Origin of the sequence: Undibacterium sp. Tian12W (genome assembly GCF_049339405.1) — a bacterium.
Taxonomy (GTDB): domain Bacteria; phylum Pseudomonadota; class Gammaproteobacteria; order Burkholderiales; family Burkholderiaceae_D; genus Undibacterium.
On record NZ_JBMPPK010000016.1, the window covers coordinates 117,682 to 132,948 of the forward strand.

Sequence of the window (15,267 nt, forward strand, 5' to 3'; positions counted from 1 at the left end):
GTCTCCTTATTTGGTTGTATTAAATGCGTCGAGCAATGTTTTGAGATAGGCTTTGTTCGACTGGGTTTTTTTCAATTCAGCATCAAGGTTTTTCCAGACATCGTCATTGCTGATGTTGGCAGGCATGTTGCTGTCCAGTGCTTTCAATATTTTTTTCGCACCAGCGATGTCACCATTCAAATACATCTCTCTGAGTTTTTTTCTCAATGTGTAGATTTGATTAAAGTCATCCACTGTGGCATCAAGCACCAGATTGGCACTATCTTTTTCATTTTTTTCTGCGCTGACCGCGTCTTGACCGGCCTTGTTGGCTACTGCAATAACTGCCTCATGCAGCGTTCCAGCATTAAACAGGCTGACCAGGTCAATTTCTGCTTGTTCCAGCGAATATTCTTCAACGCTGAGAAGGGCCAGTTTTTTATAGATGTCAGCACTGATGTTGGCGCGAGATGTCCGCATCTGTGCCACCAGCGTACCGTAGGTTTTATCTGCAAAGAAATTTTTGTCGATTGACAGTCTTGAACCTTTGACGCCTGTCAGCAAGGCGGTCAGATTCTTACGAGCCCTTTCGGCACCGGTCAATGTGGCAGCAGTGGACAAGGCCAGTTCAAGTATGTCTGCGCCAACCTCTGTCTGGGCACGGTTTTCAAACATGCTTCTTTCAAATGCAGAGTAATTGACTTCGATTTCCCTGCGTATACTCAAGACGATGCGATTACGGATAGTTTTTGCTGCTGAGGCGTCTTTTTCTCCAATCGCTTTCTGATAAGCAGTGATATCTGTTTCTTTTTGTTTCGACGTATACCCGGTTTTAGTTATTGCTTCGATCGGTGCCGGGGCTTCGATTTTTTTGATTGGTATAGAGCAGGCTTGTAAAAGCAAAATCACAAATACCCCGGCCAGGTATTTGCTATAGTTTGGAATTGACATGATGTTCTCCCGGAAGATTTTATTGTGTAAATGCAGGGGCTTCAAACTTCGACCAAGCGCAAAGTCCACATGTCGTCGGCCAGATTTCTGTCCGTTACATAGGAGTAAGGGATATAAAAATAGCCTTGGTCTCCCCAGTCGGTGCCCCACGAATTTTGTGCAATGAAGCATTGTGTGGCATCGTCATAGCCGACAGCCATAACGGCATGACCACCGATGGTTTTCTCGCCGCCATTTGGCAGGTTCAGTTTGCCGGTTTTTCTGACTTCTTCACTCCGCAAACTTTCATAGGCAGTGAATCCAAACACAAAGGGATATTGATCTGCAAGACAAGCCTTGAATTGGCTTAGTGATTGTGTCAGTCGCTCGTATTGTATTGACTGGTAATTTTTTGCTTTGTCATAGCATTCTTTGTCTGGCGCGAGGGAAAACTTACTGACGTCATATGGCCAGTTGGTCTCTGGGCATACACCTTCATTGGCGATCGTTTTAAATCCATCCCGGATGTATTCACCGCTATCTGAGCCTTGTGTTCCCTCCAGCAGGCGACCGTTGTAATAAATAAATAAACGCGAGGGCTGGAAAGCAAATTCTCGCTTTTCCCTCAGTTGACAAAAGTAGTGCGCGCTGGCAATGGCATTTGCCGTGCACGAGCCCAGATTGCCTTGAGATACTACAGGTGGGCAAAGTGGGCGCAAATCTACTGCGGCCGGCAAATTGTTGAGCAATTCGAATGATGCCGAATAGCTACGATCCCGGATATCTGGTAAATCTGGCTTCCATCCAAAAAAATACTTGGTTTCCATGTTGGTATTGGCAGGCATGATAAGTCCTTCTTTCGTTGTGGAGTTTATTTTCAGAAACCAAATCTTCATGTCTTAACTTGCGTATTCATCAGCCTTGCGTGCATCGACATTGTTGATATTTTTGCTTTCTGTATTGCCAATATTAGAAGCTGAGTTATGGAAGGAAAATCACTAAAAATGGGGAGGGCGTTGCGCTGCTGAAAAGCTTAGGATGCACCGTACCGGATTAATTTCGACTGGTTCTTTTTTGCGTCATGACGGAAGTCAAGTCTGTGTCATTATTTTTGAATAGCTTTCCCATTTTTTGATAGTGACTTTTGCAGGGAAATAAAGTAATTTTCTGATATGAATAAATTGACATCAAAAATTGACGTTGCTCTGGTGGAAGATGATGCGGCTACGCGGGAACGTTTTTGTGCGTCAATTGCAGCTTCTGAATATTTGCGTTTGGTTTATGCAGCGGTATGCGGCAACGATATGTTGAATTGGCTTAAAGACCATCATGCGGATGTCTTGCTCAGTGATTTGGGTTTGCCGGATATCAGCGGTATTGACGTCATCCGGTACTGTGCAATCCGGCATCCTGCAACTGACATTATGGTGATCAGTATGTTTGAAGATGAATCACATGTGCTTGCCAGTATTGAAGCGGGTGCATCCGGGTATTTACTGAAGGATGCAATGGATGATGATATTGAAAAGCAGATCATGTTGCTGAGTTCTGGTGGTGCACCTATGACACCGGTGATTGCCCGGCTGGTATTGCGTAAATTCCGGAAAGAACCCGCCCCTGCCGTTGATGTGCCTCCAGGCGGGGCATTGACCCCACGTGAACTGGAAGTGCTGAACTATATTTCGCGAGGATTTAAATATGCAGAGGTGGCACGTTTGCATGAAGTATCGATACATACCGTGCATACACACATTAAAAATATCTATGTGAAATTGGCAGTGCATTCCAAAAGTGAAGCTGTATATGAAGCAAACAAATTAGGCTTGTTGAAATAAACTAATGTATCGGAGGTTCCATGTTTTCAAATATAAATGAACTCTCACCCTCGCCAGATAAACTGCAAACCGGCGATCTTCTGTTCCCCAGGACACCAGACTCAAAAATTCCCTTGGCCCCATCTTTTAATGCTGATTTTCTCCAGTTTAAGAGTTTGAATGATGAATCACAGATATTAGCGAATGTGAAAGAGCGAATCTGGACTGTAGATGGTGCTGGAGATGGGGACGCAAAGCAATTCTTTTTGCTGGAAAAATTTTATGGCGATTCTTTATTTGACATGCCGGAAAGCAAATTACTGCATGAGGCTTTTAAGGTCAAAGACGCCATCAGTTCTTTCTTGCCGGATTTTTTTAACATCTTTGGATTTGATGCAAACAGTACGCTGGATGATTTTCTGAAAAATCCATTGGTCATGTTATTTCGCGCTGGTTTGGGTGGCCCGGACAATGAATTTAGCCTGGGAAATTTCGATGGGCATCTTGGACCATATTATATTGGTCATGTTGCCATGGCTGTACGGCGTGATCAGCAGGTGTTTGTGATTGAGGCGAACGCCTCAGATTTTAGCCATTACCGTGTTTCTTTGCATCCGTATGATGATCCAGCTGAATTAAGCCAGGAGATTGTATGGCCGACGGGCGCAGGCATCGAGCGCTTGCGTTCCTGGCGCAATCAGAAACTCGCAAGGGGAAACTATATCTGGGCCGCTAGACCAAAAGATGCAGGTCAGGAGCTGTCACTGGAAATGAAGCAAATGGTCGAGGCACAAGCCAAATTAATGCTGGGCAGACCTTACGATATGTTTGACACCAAGACCTTAGGCGATGATGATCGCATTTATTGTAGTGAGTTTATTTTCAGAGCATTCAAGTTAGGTGCCAATATAGATGTTGCTGATCAGGCGACATGGCAATGGGTAGTTGATCGCCTGTTGGACTTATCCGATATGCATGGCCCAAGCAAGGCCCTTTTATCTGAGGTATTAACGCATGCATTGAGCTTGGCGGGCATACAGCTATCGCATCCATTCCCGTGGATGACTCCAAAGATGCTTTATCATAGCCAAGTGCTCGACACTAGCTACCACAGGCCACCTAACTTCCCAACTGGTAAAGCGGGACCAGGAAACTTTCCCTACGCCTGATGTGTTGATGTTAAAAAAGAGGCCATCCAGTTTCTGGACAGCCTCTGTTTTTAAAGGTATGCGCTTAAAAAATCATTGTGCAATTTGCGATTCGGGTTATGCGCTGCAATCGCAGAAGTCAGGGATGCATGATTTGGGTAGGCTTCCTGAAACAGCGCCCGGTCCGCAGCACGATAATATGGAAGGTAATAGCTACCGCCAGCCGCGATTGCGAATCGTGCTGCCTTGTTAAAACATATTATGGCTGATGGATCTGGCACGCCACCTGAGACTTTTACACTCAAATCAACAGCCACACATACCATGCTTTCTTTTGGGCAGTATGAAAGAAATGTCGTATGGTCGGTTTTCTCTGGTTGAACTATCCTTAGCGTTGTGCTCAAGACTGACACTGCATTTGTTTCTTGGTACAAGGATTTTAATTTTTTCACAAAAGGCAGCAATTCACGCAATGGGACAAAATATTCCTGGAGCATGTCAGTTTCATCGGTGCCTTTATGCAGAACAAAGGAAATGGCAGAGCGCATCCAGTTCATGCGACTTTTAATTGTGTGGTCGCCAGGGTAATATGCTTTGACCAGTTGCCATAATTTGGAACGTGCGTCTGTGCTTTGGCGAGAAACAGCCCATGCCTTACTGGTAAATTCGCCCGTGGCCCATTTTTCAATATCAAGTTTTTCATTGCTTGCGGCGCTTTGCAGCGTGTTGACATAATCAACGCTGAGTACCTCGTCATAAAGCTTTTTTGGATCAAAGGACAGCCATGCATAGTGCATGTCCGGCCAGGTGCTGGTATTGTCTCTGTCAACGATCTTTTTCTGATAGTCCTCCAGGCTGATTAATTTTGCATCCTGGCGTAATAGATCATTTCTCCCTACATGCAGCGTCGCTTCAAGAATGACTGCGCAGCTACCATATCCGCCAAGCACTGCTTTGCATAGCTCGTCTGCTGGCGTCACTGTTGTGGTATCTCCATTCGGCAATAAAAGTTCCAAACTTTTGACGGTGGAAGATAATGGTCCTTTTCTGGCGTCGCGGCCATGGCAGTTGACACTCAGCGAACCACCGACTGAAAAACCTGCTGACGATTGATGTACTAATGGAGCCAAACCAAATTGGTTCAGGTGATGATGGACGTCAGACCAGGTCGCACCAGCCTCTACCGTGACAGTGTTATCCGTCGTGTTTACTTCGGTAATTCTGTTCATTAACTCAGTGATCAGCATCGCACCATTACTGCATGTCGCTTGCCCACCCTGACTGTGACGTGAACCTGCGATTGATAATTTCTCTGTGTCATCATGATCAGTCAGATAAGTTTTCATTTCATCTTGATCTGCGATGATGGGCATGGATGAAATCGATGTTGCATTAAGTCCGGTAAGGTCATGAATGGTGATCATAGTGCCTCCACGTATTTGAGTGTTGTAATACCAACTTGGAATGGGGAATTTTATTGCTTAAATTATACTGACATAGTTTAATGACATCAGTCTATAAGTTGTTTTATTTAAAATAAATCACCTGAATTAGGGATGGTCATCATGGCCTTGTTGCAAAAGTGCTTGATTTCCGCTGGGATATTTCTTGTGCTTATGTTGGCTGAAGGCCGTTTTGCACAGGCGCAAGTATTACGCCTTGATCATGCAAGTCTTTTGGATATCAATACAGGTGTGCAGCTTGGCATCGTTGCATTGCCTGACTCCTGGAATGTATACAAGCCCATGCGTGCTGGCGTGATGCGTTATTCGTTCACATTTGTATTAACGCAGCAAGTTGCACAGACCTATGCAATCTTTCTTCCACGGGCAGGTAATCGTATAAGGGTCGAGGTCAACGGCGTGATGGTCGGCAGTAGGGGCGAGCTTAACGACCAACGTAAAGACTTTGTGCATACTCCGCATATGTTCAACATTGCAAATGGTGTCTTGAATATTGGTGAGAATACAATCTTTGTGACGATTGCTGGTGAAGTGGCACGCTATGCTGGTTTGTCTGAAGTATGGATAGGTCCGCTAAAGGATGTCAGCCCCATGTTTGAGCAAAGAATGGTCTGGCAAGTTGGTGGATCTCTTGCCACGATCAGTATTTGTATGTTTTTGTCTTTGATTTTTTGTGGTTTTGGTTGGGCCGCGGGATCCCGTGCGTACGTCATCTTTGGTATGTCTGCTCTGCTTTGGGGTTTTCGTACTACCTATGCACTGACAACAGAGCCGATATTTCCCTACAAATGGTGGGGGTGGGCAATAGACATGGCTTACGGTGGTGCCGTCGCTTGTCTGATCTTCAGTACCGTCAACATATTGAGAATGAAGTCCGTCTGGACTGTAAGAAGCATATGGCTTTTTGCGGTGATAACAGTATTGCTGACATTTTCCTATAGCTTTGGCGAAAGTTATCTGGCACGCAAGGTATGGTTATTTGTGATGTTGTTGTATGTATTTTTAACGACTATCTTGCTGTTTGCCAAATGGAGGAAAAAAACCAGCTTTCAAAATAACTTGTTGCTTGGTGCTGCAGTTATTGCCCTGTCTTTTGGTATTTATGACCATATTGTTGTTGTACATATGAAGCATGGCTATCAGACATTTGCGTTGGCAAGATTTTCCATTCTCTTTTTCATGTTGGCGATGAGTGTCATCATGGCTATGCGCTTTACACGCTCGGTACAAGCCACAAGACGTAGTCTTCTGCGCACGCGAAATAATCTCAATAAAGCCCTGAGTAAGCTCGAGCGGGCAAATGCAGAGAAGAAGGAAGGGCAAATCAAAGAAGCATTAATACTTGAACGGCAACGTATCATGCGTGATATGCACGATGGGTTCGGCTCGCAACTGGCTGGTATGTTAAATCATGTTCGCACTCAAATCATGCAACCAGCTATCATGGAGCAAAAAGTCAGGGAGTTGATTGATGAGCTACGGTTGACTATTGATGCGCTGGAGCCAATGGAGGGTGATCTGGGGAGTGTTTTGGGTGCATTACGCTATCGTCTCGAACACCGTTTTAACGGTGCCGGAATAGAATTGGTCTGGGAGGTTGGTGAGCTACCGACAATACAGGAAATGAATCCGGTTAAAGTTCAGCATGTGCAAAGAATTATTCTTGAGGCATTTACCAACATCATTAAACACGCTCAGGCTACTCAGGTGACAGTGAGTACTAAAGTCAATGCTGACTCAATTTCAGTCATCATTCAAGATAATGGAATTGGTTTTGACTTGGCAATTCCTTCAAAAGGTCGTGGTTTGAGCAACATTCGTAACAGAGCGTCTGAGTGTGGTATGCAATTGCAGATTCTGTCTTCATCGGGTGGGTGTTCACTTATCCTGATTTTACCAATTGCTGCATGATGAGCATTTACCTGCTATTGAACTTTCCATTTCGCACTGACTCACAAAAAATAATTTGATGTTTTCTGAGGCGTTCACATTTTTTGTTGATTGAAATTGCGCCACAAACCTTCAGCTGAATAGACGACCAGCGCTGCCCAAATGGCGATAAAGCCTGCCAGTTTGTTGGAGTCGAAAGGCTCGTGATATAGCCAGACGCCCAGCAGTAACTGCACCAGCGGCGAGATGTATTGCAGCAATCCCAGTGTCGTCATCGGTATGCGCCTTGCGCCTGCCGCGAACAGTAACAGGGGAATGGCAGTGATAGGGCCGCTGATGAGCAGCAGCATCTTGATATCCACACTGCTGGCGATGAAGCTGTTTTGTCCTTGTGCAGTAAGCCAGCATAGCCAGCCAAAGGCAAATGGAAAGAGCAGGGCAGTTTCCAATGACAGGCCTTCCAGTGCACCCAGGGCAGAGGTCTTACGCAGCAAGCCATAAGTGCCAAATGTCGTTGCCAGCACCAGGCCTATCCATGGAAGGTGGCCAGTCTGTATGGTCAACCAGGCGACGCCTATAGCAGCCAGGGCTACTGACAGCCATTGACCAGGGCGCAGTTTTTCACGCAGCAAGACTGAGCCTATGAGGATATTCACAAGGGGCGTGATGAAATAACCGAGGCTGGCATCAACGATGTGGCCGTGATTGACGGCCCATATATAGACAAACCAGTTGGCGGACAACAGCACCGCACTCAGGGCAAAGCCAGCTATCAGTTTTGGTTGCCTGATTGCTGTGCTGACCCATGCCCATTGCTTTCGCCAGGTCAGCACGCCAACCAGGAATAGCAATGACCACAGCATGCGGTTCAGCAGGATTTCCAGCGCAGGGACGTCGTGCAGGGTCTTGAAATAGATGGGGAACAGGCCCCAGAGGAAATACGCGGAGCCTGCAAACAAAATACCTTGGCGCATGAGTAGCAATCAATCTGTAAGGCTTGCGGCAGCAAGCAAGACAAACATTATCGCTTGAATAGAAATTGTTTGCTGCCAGCGCCTATTTGCTTCTTGCTGCGGCCAGATGTTTGCAAAGTGCTTCGGTGCCATCGAGTATGCGTGGCCCGGCACGATTCAGCCAGTCACCTTTGACTGCATAGAAATTATTTTTCTTTACTGCTGTCAGTATCGGGTATTGCTTCCAGTCTGCCATGCTGTCTATATTTTCACCGCTGCTGAAGATGACATCAGGGTTCGCTGCCAGCACTGCTTCATTGGTGATGGTGGAGCTCAACTCCTTGAGCTGGCCAAATACATTTTTGCCACCGCACAGACGTATGGAGTCGGACACCATATGCGTGTCATTGATGGTCATCAAGGGCCTGCGTATCATTTGATAATATACGCTGATAGGTGCTGTCCCTGCTAGCAATTGATAAGTCTTGCGCAGATTGTCGAGACGCTGCCTGAACTTTTGTGCGTTGGCTTTGCCGGTACTTTCTGTGCCAGCCAGTGTCGCCAGTCTTTCTATCGAAGTTGCCACCATTTCAAAATTGTGGGGCTCACTTTCAAAGACAGTGATGTGGTTGCTGCGTAATTTATTGGCCAGGATTTTTGCATTACCTGTGCCCCAGACAATGACCAGATCGGGTTTGAGAGAGAGCAGGCGCTCCAGGTCCAGTGCAAAAATATTGCCTATTGATGGCAGTTTTTTCGCAGCTTCGGGATAGTCGCTGTAATCAGTCACGGCAATGATGTTATTTGCTGCGCCAGCCTCGAACAACATTTCGGTAATATGCGGTGCCAGGCTGACGATGCGTTGCGCAGGTTTTTCTAGCGTGACAGGTCGCTGTGCATCATCCAGTACAGTGATGGCCGCATGTGCACTAGTGGATGCAAGACTCCCTGTCAGGCAGACTGCAAGTGCAAGGCTGCCTGTTAGCGATTGAAAACGACGCATCAGATTTCCAGATTATCGATCAGGCGTGTGCCACCCAGTTTGGCGGCAGCGACTACCACCAGCGGTGATTGCTGGGCGAGATCGCCAGCAGACGGTGGTTGCAGGTCGGCGCGTTTGCGTATGGAGATGTAATCCGGCTTCCAGTTGCGTGTCGCCAGTTTTGCCATGGCTTGGCGTTCGAGTTCAAACATATCCAGATGGCCGCCGCGTACTTCTGCTGCGACTTCGTTCAGGACTTTGTACAGGGCAGGTGCCTCGGCGCGTTCTTCTGGTGACAGATACATATTGCGCGAAGATAGGGCCAGACCGTCTTCTGCCCTGAAAGTTTCGGCGGCGATGATTTCTGTCGGCAAGGCAAATTGCTTGCTCATATTGCGTACTATCATGAGTTGCTGATAATCTTTTTTACCAAAGACGGCAACGCGTGGCTGTACGCAAGAGAACAGCTTCAGTACAACAGTGGTGACGCCAGTGAAGAAGCCTGGGCGGAATTCACCTTCGAGTATATTGCCCAAATCATCTGGTGGGCGCACGCGGTATTCCTGCGGTTCTGGATACAGGTCTTTTTCAGTCGGTGCAAACAGAACATACACGCCTTCTTTTTCCAGCTTCTCTACGTCAGCCTGGAAAGTGCGCGGGTATTTGTCGAAATCTTCATTCGGGCCAAACTGCAGGCGGTTCACGAAAATCGAAGCGACCACAGGATCACCATGTTTTTTTGCCAGCCGCATCAGGGATAAATGCCCTTCATGCAAATTGCCCATGGTAGGTACAAATGCAGTACGCAATTGCCCACTCAACTGGTCGCGCAATTCTTCAATGGAGGAAATGATTTTCATGTTACGGCTCTTTAGTGAGGAATAGTAATGTTCTTGCCATCAGGCAGGCGAATAGGCCAGGCGCACATAGATAGGCGCAAAGGCTTCTGCCTGGGTGATTTCTATCAGGGTTTCTTTGGCCAGCTCAAGCAGGGCGACAAAATTGACGACCAGCACAGGCGCACCTCGACTGACGTCAAACAGGTCGGAGAATTCTACAAACTTGGATGACTGCAGCTTGCGCAAAATCCCTGTCATGTGTTCACGCACCGACAGTTCTTCACGGCTGATCTTGTGATGGGCGACGAGCGTAGCGCGCTTCAATACATCTGCCCAGGCAGACTGCAGGTCAGCGATATCGACATGCGGCCAGTGCAGCACGGTGTTTTGTTCGACGAACACCTGGGCGTGCAAAAAATCACGGCCCAGTTGTGGCACTGCATTAAGATCGTAAGCAGCCAGCTTCATCTGTTCATATTCGAGCAGGCGGCGTACCAGTTCGGCGCGCGGATCATCTGCTTCTTCGCTGTCTGTGCTCTTGTTCGAGGGCAGCAGCATGCGGGATTTGATCTCGATGAGCATAGCTGCCATCAGCAGATATTCGGCCGCCAGTTCCAGATTGTGTTTGCGTATCTGATCGACGTACTGCAGATACTGCAGCGTGACTTGGGCCATCGGAATATCAAGGATATTGAAGTTCTGCTTGCGTATCAGGTATAGCAGCAAATCCAGCGGGCCTTCAAATGCTTCCAGGAATATTTCCAGCGCGTCAGGGGGGATGTACAGATCAGTCGGCAGCTTGAATAGCGGCTCACCATACAGCTTGGCAAATGCCAGACCATCGACAACATCAGGCGTGCTGTCGGTTGCGCCAACCAAGGGTAAATCGGTTGGGGTTAACGCTGCTGTGGCGCTCACTGGCTTTCCGGATTGATCAGAGTATCAAGGCAGGCTGTATTAGCCTTAGCCTTTGTTTTGATACACGTAGGCTTGCTGGTTGATGCGCGATTCCAGATTGCGTTTTTGCGTATCCAGATCTATCGCTTGCTTGTCCCACAGCAGGGCACGGCCATCGCGCTGGCTTTGTTCCAGTGCAGGATTGGCTTTTTTCAGGTCTTTGATGAAGTTGGTTGCTTCGGATTCGTACAAAGAGAATTGCTTGGAGAATTTCATAATTTGAAATAAACACGAAAAGTCGGATGAAGCCGCATTTTACTCTGCTTTTGGCCTCACCATGCGGTTTTGGCCCTTGAGTAAAGCTTCAGGCATGCAGAGAAATCAAAGGTCTTTGACTTCCAGCCATTTTTTTACGTGCACTGGGCGATAGTTGGCAAACTTCTGCAAGAGCTGGGCTGGGTCGGTTTCCGTGTACAGCAAGTCCAGGTGGCCAGGCCGCAAAAAGCCCTGTTCTACCGTGTGCAAGAGAAAATCATGCAATTTCCGGTAAAAATCATTAATATTGTATAAACCAACAGGTTTTTCGTGAAAGCCCAGTTGCGACCACGTCAGCACTTCAAATAATTCTTCCAGTGTGCCTATGCCGCCAGGCATGGCGATGAAGGCATCCGACAAATCAGCCATCATGGCTTTGCGTTCATGCATATTGGCAACGACATGCAGGGAGCTCAGGCCGGTATGGCCAACCTCTTTATCCATCAGTGCTTTAGGGATGACACCTGTGACTCTGCCGCCCAGGAGCATGACTTCATCAGCAATGACACCCATGAGGCCGACATTGCCGCCGCCATACACCAGGCCAAGATCTTGCCTGACCAGCTCAGCAGCCAGTTGGCGTGCTGCAATGGCATAGTCTGTGGTAATGCCTGGCGAAGAGCCGCAATAGACGCAAATATTCTTCATGCTGGATTGATCTTGCGCAAATAGTCTTGCGACAGTTTCTCAAAGACGTTCTTGGTTTCTCCGCGCAGGTAAGGGCTGATCAGCACAATCACCTGATAACATCCACGTGCCAGAGACTCTGACATGGTTTGCAGTTCGGTATATTTACGCGGATTGCGCACATATTCATACGACAACCAGTAAGTTGCAACGACCACCATATTGGTCGCCAGGGCATCGATATCAATGTCACTGGCTTCAAATTCACCATCGGCGCGCAAGCCATTGCACAGTTCGGTCGCGACCTTGATCTTGTGCGTCAGTATCTCTTTGAAGTTCAGTTCCAGCTTACGGTTTCGTGAGAGCAAATCATTCAGGTCGCGGTAGAAAAAGCGATAGCGCCAGACCAGTTCAAACGTCAGGTGCAGGTAAGTCCAGATATCCTGAATATTGGCTTTGCGCCCTTCAGGGAAAGCCAGCTTCTTGTTGATCTCTGCCTCGAACTGCACAAAGATGGAATTGACGATATCATCTTTATTGCGGAAATGATAATACAGATTACCCGGGGAAATATTCATTTCCTCAGCAATCACGGTTGTGGTGATATTGGGTTCACCGAATTCATTGAAAAGGCGCAGGGATAACTCAAGTATACGTTCCCTGGTGCGACGAGGAGCTTTGTGTTGCATGTCATTCTTCTCGATAATTTATTTCATAAGAATAACATTGAAAGCGCAACATCAAAAGAGTATCAGGTTCCTGACTGCGCTTTCAGCTCAATTTCTGAGGGAATATGGATCAATCGGGTCTTGGCCAGACGGTCATGCAAGAACTGGCCTTGCTTGTCGAAACGGGCGGTGTATGCCCAGGCCAGCATGCCAGCGATGACCACGCCAGCCATTTGCCACTCTTTGAGGCCTAGTTGATGGTCCAGTGCCATGGCAGGCAAAAACCACATCCATGCCAGGCAATAGCGTACTATAGCCTTCACCACAGGCAATTTGCCGCCATCCAGGTCAACTACTTTGATACGCCAGGTCTGCATCGCCAGGGTTTGGCCGCTGCGGCTCCAGCAAAACACAAAATATGCACCAATGACAAGAAACAGCCAGAACTGACGGGCATGACGTAAAGTCAGGGCATGCCTGCTCTGCGTGATCACATCAAAGATAAAGCCTGAGACAAAAACGATGCCAAACAGCAGCATGGCCTCATAGACCATGCAAATCAGGCGGCGGCGTATGGCTGGAGCAGTCAGATCAGAATTCACGGGATTACTTGTTTTGGGACGCGGGCACGCTGGCAGCTGTGGTATCGGTTGCAGTAGCTGCCGGTGGTGTGGCAGCAACTGAGGCGGCAGGTGCAACAAGGGCTGCCGCAGGTGGTGTAATGACTTTAACGGCTGGCGCTGATGTAGTGGGCGGCGTTGGGCCTACCTTGATAGGTGCCAGAATTTTCGGATTCTTGACAGATTCCGATGGCAGATTGGTCACACTTTTCTTTTTCTGGTTTTCATCTGCGAGGCGTTTTTTTTCTTCTTCGCTCAGCTGTTGATATTGTTGCCATTGGGCTGACTTATGCTCAGGCTTGAGTTGTGTTGATTTTGCGTAGTTTTCGCGGGCGGCCATACGCTGCTCAGGGGTCAATTTGACCCAGTCACGCATGCGTTCTTGCAACCTGGCTTGTTCGTCCGGCTTCATCGTTGCGTAGCGATCGGCGATCCCCAGCCATTTTTTCTTACCGAGTTCTGACATCTTGTCCCATTCAGGACTCAATGGTGCCAAAGCCTGTTTCTGTGCAGCGCTGAGTTCTGTCCACAGCGGTTTGCTCAGGGTACTGCCACCCAGCAGGCCAGTGCTGGCCTTAGCTGTATTAACTGTACTTTGTGGATTGGACGCAGGAACAGAAATACCGCCGGCAAAAGCCAGCGGTATTGCAAGAGACAGAATAATGAGACAAACAGTATTCGGTATTAACGCAAACGTCACTACTACTCCTCTGTTTTGTTCAAATAAGCACTGAACCCGGTATCAACATAGGCGGCTGGCGGTAATTCATCCACCAGGACGGCAGTATCGATATCTGCCAGTTCATTAATGTTTTGCTGTTGCTCGTATTCATAAATGCCCAGCAAGCCAACCACCAGGACCAACAAGGGCAGGGCCAGGCCCAGCTTGCCCATCCAGGAACCTGGTCCCTGGAAAGAAAAGCCAGAGTTGCCAGCCAGCACGCCCTTGAATACCTTCACGGCTGCCGGTGCTTCCTGCTTCTTGCGGGCCAAAGCCGCTTTGCGTGCCAGCGCCAGCCTGTCAAGGGTAGGGGCGGGCAGGCTTTCTGCTGACTCGTTCAGCGCCCGTCTTACCTTGTAAGCAAACTCAAGGTCTTTAGCTTCTTTTGAGTAATTCATAGGTGTATTCCTTTCGCCTTGAGCGTGACGGCCAATGCGTGTGTTGCCCTGGAGCAGTGTGTTTTGACGCTGCCTTCTGAGCAACCCATTGCAGCGGCGGTTTCCGCTACATCCATGTCTTCCCAATAACGCATGAGGAATGCTTCCCGTTGACGTGCTGGAAGTTTTTTTATTTCTTCGTCAATTATGTTAAGAACTTGCTCACGTTCTATCTTGTCTGCACTGGATTCGGATGATTCTGAGCCTTCTTCAGCATAACTTTCCAGCAAGTCAAAATTATCGTCGTCCTGATTATTTGACGGCGTGATGCTGGAAAACAGGCTGACCCAGGTGTTTCTGACCTTTTCCCGGCGAAAAAAATCCAGAATAGTGTTTTGCAGTATGCGCTGGAACAGCATGGGCAATTCTGCCGCAGGCTTGTCGCCATATTTTTCGGCGAGCTTGATCATTGCCTCCTGGACAATGTCCAGGGCAGACTCTTCATTTCTTACCGTATAGACAGCATGTTTGAAAGCGCGTCGTTCTACACCTTCCAAAAAGCTGGATAATTCTTTGTCTGTGGCCATTGTTGGCAGTTACGCGCTTTACGTTCGCTTTGCGTTGAGTTACGTTGTTATAGCAGGCGCGGCTTCTTCATTGTCGTTACGCATTGGCTTTGATTAATTGCGATCAATGGCGTTGAAACTAAAGAAGCTGGCTATGCAAAATTGCGCACATGCTAGCAAAAATACGTGCTTATGTCCTGAATTTTGTGGCTTATTGTCATTTGATAACATTTTAACGGCAAATAAGTTTCTTTTCTTATAGAATTTTCCTTGACCAAATTGCTGCGACGCAGTACCTTGTGAGTCCGCTCCAAAATCTCGGGGCACAAAATGCTTGTCTGGAACAGCCCACAATGCCGTCGCCGACAAGTTCGCTTTAAGAAGCTGTTTGTTCTGACCCATGCCACAAGCGTGAGAAGTCTGTCGTTGTAAAGCCTTAATACTGATTGAACGAGTGCACTAAGCCTTGCCTGGCACC

General features: G+C 47.7%; 18 protein-coding genes. 3 read left to right on the forward strand and 15 right to left on the reverse strand.

Annotated elements, in window-relative coordinates; translation table 11 throughout:
* Nucleotides 1-6: 6 nt before the first annotated feature.
* Entirely contained in the window at nt 7-930 is a 924-nt protein-coding gene (locus tag ACO0LI_RS20445; RefSeq protein WP_422950412.1) for a hypothetical protein, read from the reverse strand.
* A 41-nt stretch (nt 931-971) separates the two neighbouring features.
* On the reverse strand, nt 972-1,754 hold the full coding sequence (locus ACO0LI_RS20450; protein ID WP_422950411.1) for a C1 family peptidase: 783 nt from the start codon (nt 1,752-1,754) through the stop codon (nt 972-974).
* A 363-nt stretch (nt 1,755-2,117) separates the two neighbouring features.
* Here ACO0LI_RS20450 and ACO0LI_RS20455 point away from each other — a divergent pair, with 363 nt between their 5' ends.
* Nucleotides 2,118-2,744 (forward strand): response regulator, encoded by a 627-nt coding sequence (locus ACO0LI_RS20455; protein WP_423034898.1) that lies wholly within the window; start codon nt 2,118-2,120, stop codon nt 2,742-2,744.
* A gap of 20 nt (nt 2,745-2,764) precedes the next feature.
* A complete protein-coding gene (locus tag ACO0LI_RS20460) occupies nt 2,765-3,892 on the forward strand; it encodes a YiiX/YebB-like N1pC/P60 family cysteine hydrolase (protein ID WP_423034900.1) in 1,128 nt (375 codons plus the stop codon).
* A 50-nt stretch (nt 3,893-3,942) separates the two neighbouring features.
* Here the strand turns inward: ACO0LI_RS20460 and ACO0LI_RS20465 are convergent, their stop codons facing one another.
* Nucleotides 3,943-5,295, reverse strand: a complete 1,353-nt coding sequence (locus ACO0LI_RS20465) for an FAD-binding oxidoreductase (RefSeq protein WP_422950408.1) — start codon at nt 5,293-5,295, stop codon at nt 3,943-3,945.
* Nucleotides 5,296-5,436: 141 nt separating this feature from the next.
* Here ACO0LI_RS20465 and ACO0LI_RS20470 point away from each other — a divergent pair, with 141 nt between their 5' ends.
* Nucleotides 5,437-7,245, forward strand: a complete 1,809-nt coding sequence (locus tag ACO0LI_RS20470) for an ATP-binding protein (RefSeq protein ID WP_422950407.1) — start codon at nt 5,437-5,439, stop codon at nt 7,243-7,245.
* Between the two features lie 74 nt (nt 7,246-7,319).
* On the opposite strand, the gene rarD is transcribed toward ACO0LI_RS20470, so the two are convergent.
* The 12 genes from rarD to ACO0LI_RS20530 form a co-directional block, all read right to left on the reverse strand.
* Nucleotides 7,320-8,198 (reverse strand): EamA family transporter RarD, encoded by an 879-nt coding sequence (gene rarD, locus ACO0LI_RS20475; protein ID WP_423034902.1) that lies wholly within the window; start codon nt 8,196-8,198, stop codon nt 7,320-7,322.
* 82 nt (nt 8,199-8,280) lie between these two features.
* Nucleotides 8,281-9,180 (reverse strand): cobalamin-binding protein, encoded by a 900-nt coding sequence (locus ACO0LI_RS20480; RefSeq protein ID WP_423034904.1) that lies wholly within the window; start codon nt 9,178-9,180, stop codon nt 8,281-8,283.
* Nucleotides 9,180-10,019: a pantoate--beta-alanine ligase gene (gene panC, locus ACO0LI_RS20485; RefSeq protein ID WP_162041832.1), complete on the reverse strand. Its 840-nt coding sequence runs from the start codon at nt 10,017-10,019 to the stop codon at nt 9,180-9,182. The genes ACO0LI_RS20480 and panC overlap by 1 nt, the downstream gene beginning before the upstream one ends.
* Nucleotides 10,020-10,058: 39 nt before the next feature.
* Nucleotides 10,059-10,916: a segregation and condensation protein A gene (locus ACO0LI_RS20490; RefSeq protein WP_422950403.1), complete on the reverse strand. Its 858-nt coding sequence runs from the start codon at nt 10,914-10,916 to the stop codon at nt 10,059-10,061.
* Nucleotides 10,917-10,961: 45 nt separating this feature from the next.
* Nucleotides 10,962-11,171: a DUF3460 family protein gene (locus tag ACO0LI_RS20495; protein WP_162059367.1), complete on the reverse strand. Its 210-nt coding sequence runs from the start codon at nt 11,169-11,171 to the stop codon at nt 10,962-10,964.
* 105 nt (nt 11,172-11,276) lie between these two features.
* Nucleotides 11,277-11,858, reverse strand: coding sequence for a TIGR00730 family Rossman fold protein (locus ACO0LI_RS20500; protein WP_423034907.1), 582 nt, complete (start codon nt 11,856-11,858; stop codon nt 11,277-11,279).
* Nucleotides 11,855-12,526 (reverse strand): TetR/AcrR family transcriptional regulator, encoded by a 672-nt coding sequence (locus tag ACO0LI_RS20505; protein WP_162041829.1) that lies wholly within the window; start codon nt 12,524-12,526, stop codon nt 11,855-11,857. Before ACO0LI_RS20505 ends, ACO0LI_RS20500 begins: the two co-directional genes overlap by 4 nt.
* A gap of 62 nt (nt 12,527-12,588) precedes the next feature.
* Nucleotides 12,589-13,107: an RDD family protein gene (locus ACO0LI_RS20510; protein ID WP_423034909.1), complete on the reverse strand. Its 519-nt coding sequence runs from the start codon at nt 13,105-13,107 to the stop codon at nt 12,589-12,591.
* 4 nt (nt 13,108-13,111) lie between these two features.
* Nucleotides 13,112-13,825: a DUF3106 domain-containing protein gene (locus ACO0LI_RS20515; RefSeq protein ID WP_423034911.1), complete on the reverse strand. Its 714-nt coding sequence runs from the start codon at nt 13,823-13,825 to the stop codon at nt 13,112-13,114.
* Between the two features lie 2 nt (nt 13,826-13,827).
* Nucleotides 13,828-14,244, reverse strand: coding sequence for a DUF3619 family protein (locus ACO0LI_RS20520; protein ID WP_422950399.1), 417 nt, complete (start codon nt 14,242-14,244; stop codon nt 13,828-13,830).
* Nucleotides 14,241-14,810 carry an RNA polymerase sigma factor gene (locus ACO0LI_RS20525; protein WP_162041826.1) on the reverse strand — a complete coding sequence of 190 codons (570 nt, stop codon included), beginning with the start codon at nt 14,808-14,810 and terminating at the stop codon, nt 14,241-14,243. The genes ACO0LI_RS20520 and ACO0LI_RS20525 overlap by 4 nt, the downstream gene beginning before the upstream one ends.
* 93 nt (nt 14,811-14,903) lie before the next feature.
* Entirely contained in the window at nt 14,904-15,191 is a 288-nt protein-coding gene (locus tag ACO0LI_RS20530) for a hypothetical protein (RefSeq protein ID WP_423034913.1), read from the reverse strand.
* Nucleotides 15,192-15,267: the final 76 nt, after the last annotated feature.

Coding starts and splice junctions, on each gene's coding strand:
- ACO0LI_RS20445 (WP_422950412.1), bottom strand. CDS start 930: ATGTCAATTCCAAACTATAGCAAATACCTGGCCGGGGTATTTGTGATT.
- ACO0LI_RS20450 (WP_422950411.1), bottom strand. CDS start 1,754: ATGCCTGCCAATACCAACATGGAAACCAAGTATTTTTTTGGATGGAAG.
- ACO0LI_RS20460 (WP_423034900.1), top strand. CDS start 2,765: ATGTTTTCAAATATAAATGAACTCTCACCCTCGCCAGATAAACTGCAA.
- ACO0LI_RS20465 (WP_422950408.1), bottom strand. CDS start 5,295: ATGATCACCATTCATGACCTTACCGGACTTAATGCAACATCGATTTCA.
- ACO0LI_RS20470 (WP_422950407.1), top strand. CDS start 5,437: ATGGCCTTGTTGCAAAAGTGCTTGATTTCCGCTGGGATATTTCTTGTG.
- rarD (WP_423034902.1), bottom strand. CDS start 8,198: ATGCGCCAAGGTATTTTGTTTGCAGGCTCCGCGTATTTCCTCTGGGGC.
- ACO0LI_RS20480 (WP_423034904.1), bottom strand. CDS start 9,180: ATGCGTCGTTTTCAATCGCTAACAGGCAGCCTTGCACTTGCAGTCTGC.
- panC (WP_162041832.1), bottom strand. CDS start 10,019: ATGAAAATCATTTCCTCCATTGAAGAATTGCGCGACCAGTTGAGTGGG.
- ACO0LI_RS20495 (WP_162059367.1), bottom strand. CDS start 11,171: ATGAAATTCTCCAAGCAATTCTCTTTGTACGAATCCGAAGCAACCAAC.
- ACO0LI_RS20500 (WP_423034907.1), bottom strand. CDS start 11,858: ATGAAGAATATTTGCGTCTATTGCGGCTCTTCGCCAGGCATTACCACA.
- ACO0LI_RS20505 (WP_162041829.1), bottom strand. CDS start 12,526: ATGCAACACAAAGCTCCTCGTCGCACCAGGGAACGTATACTTGAGTTA.
- ACO0LI_RS20520 (WP_422950399.1), bottom strand. CDS start 14,244: ATGAATTACTCAAAAGAAGCTAAAGACCTTGAGTTTGCTTACAAGGTA.
- ACO0LI_RS20525 (WP_162041826.1), bottom strand. CDS start 14,810: ATGGCCACAGACAAAGAATTATCCAGCTTTTTGGAAGGTGTAGAACGA.
- ACO0LI_RS20530 (WP_423034913.1), bottom strand. CDS start 15,191: ATGGGTCAGAACAAACAGCTTCTTAAAGCGAACTTGTCGGCGACGGCA.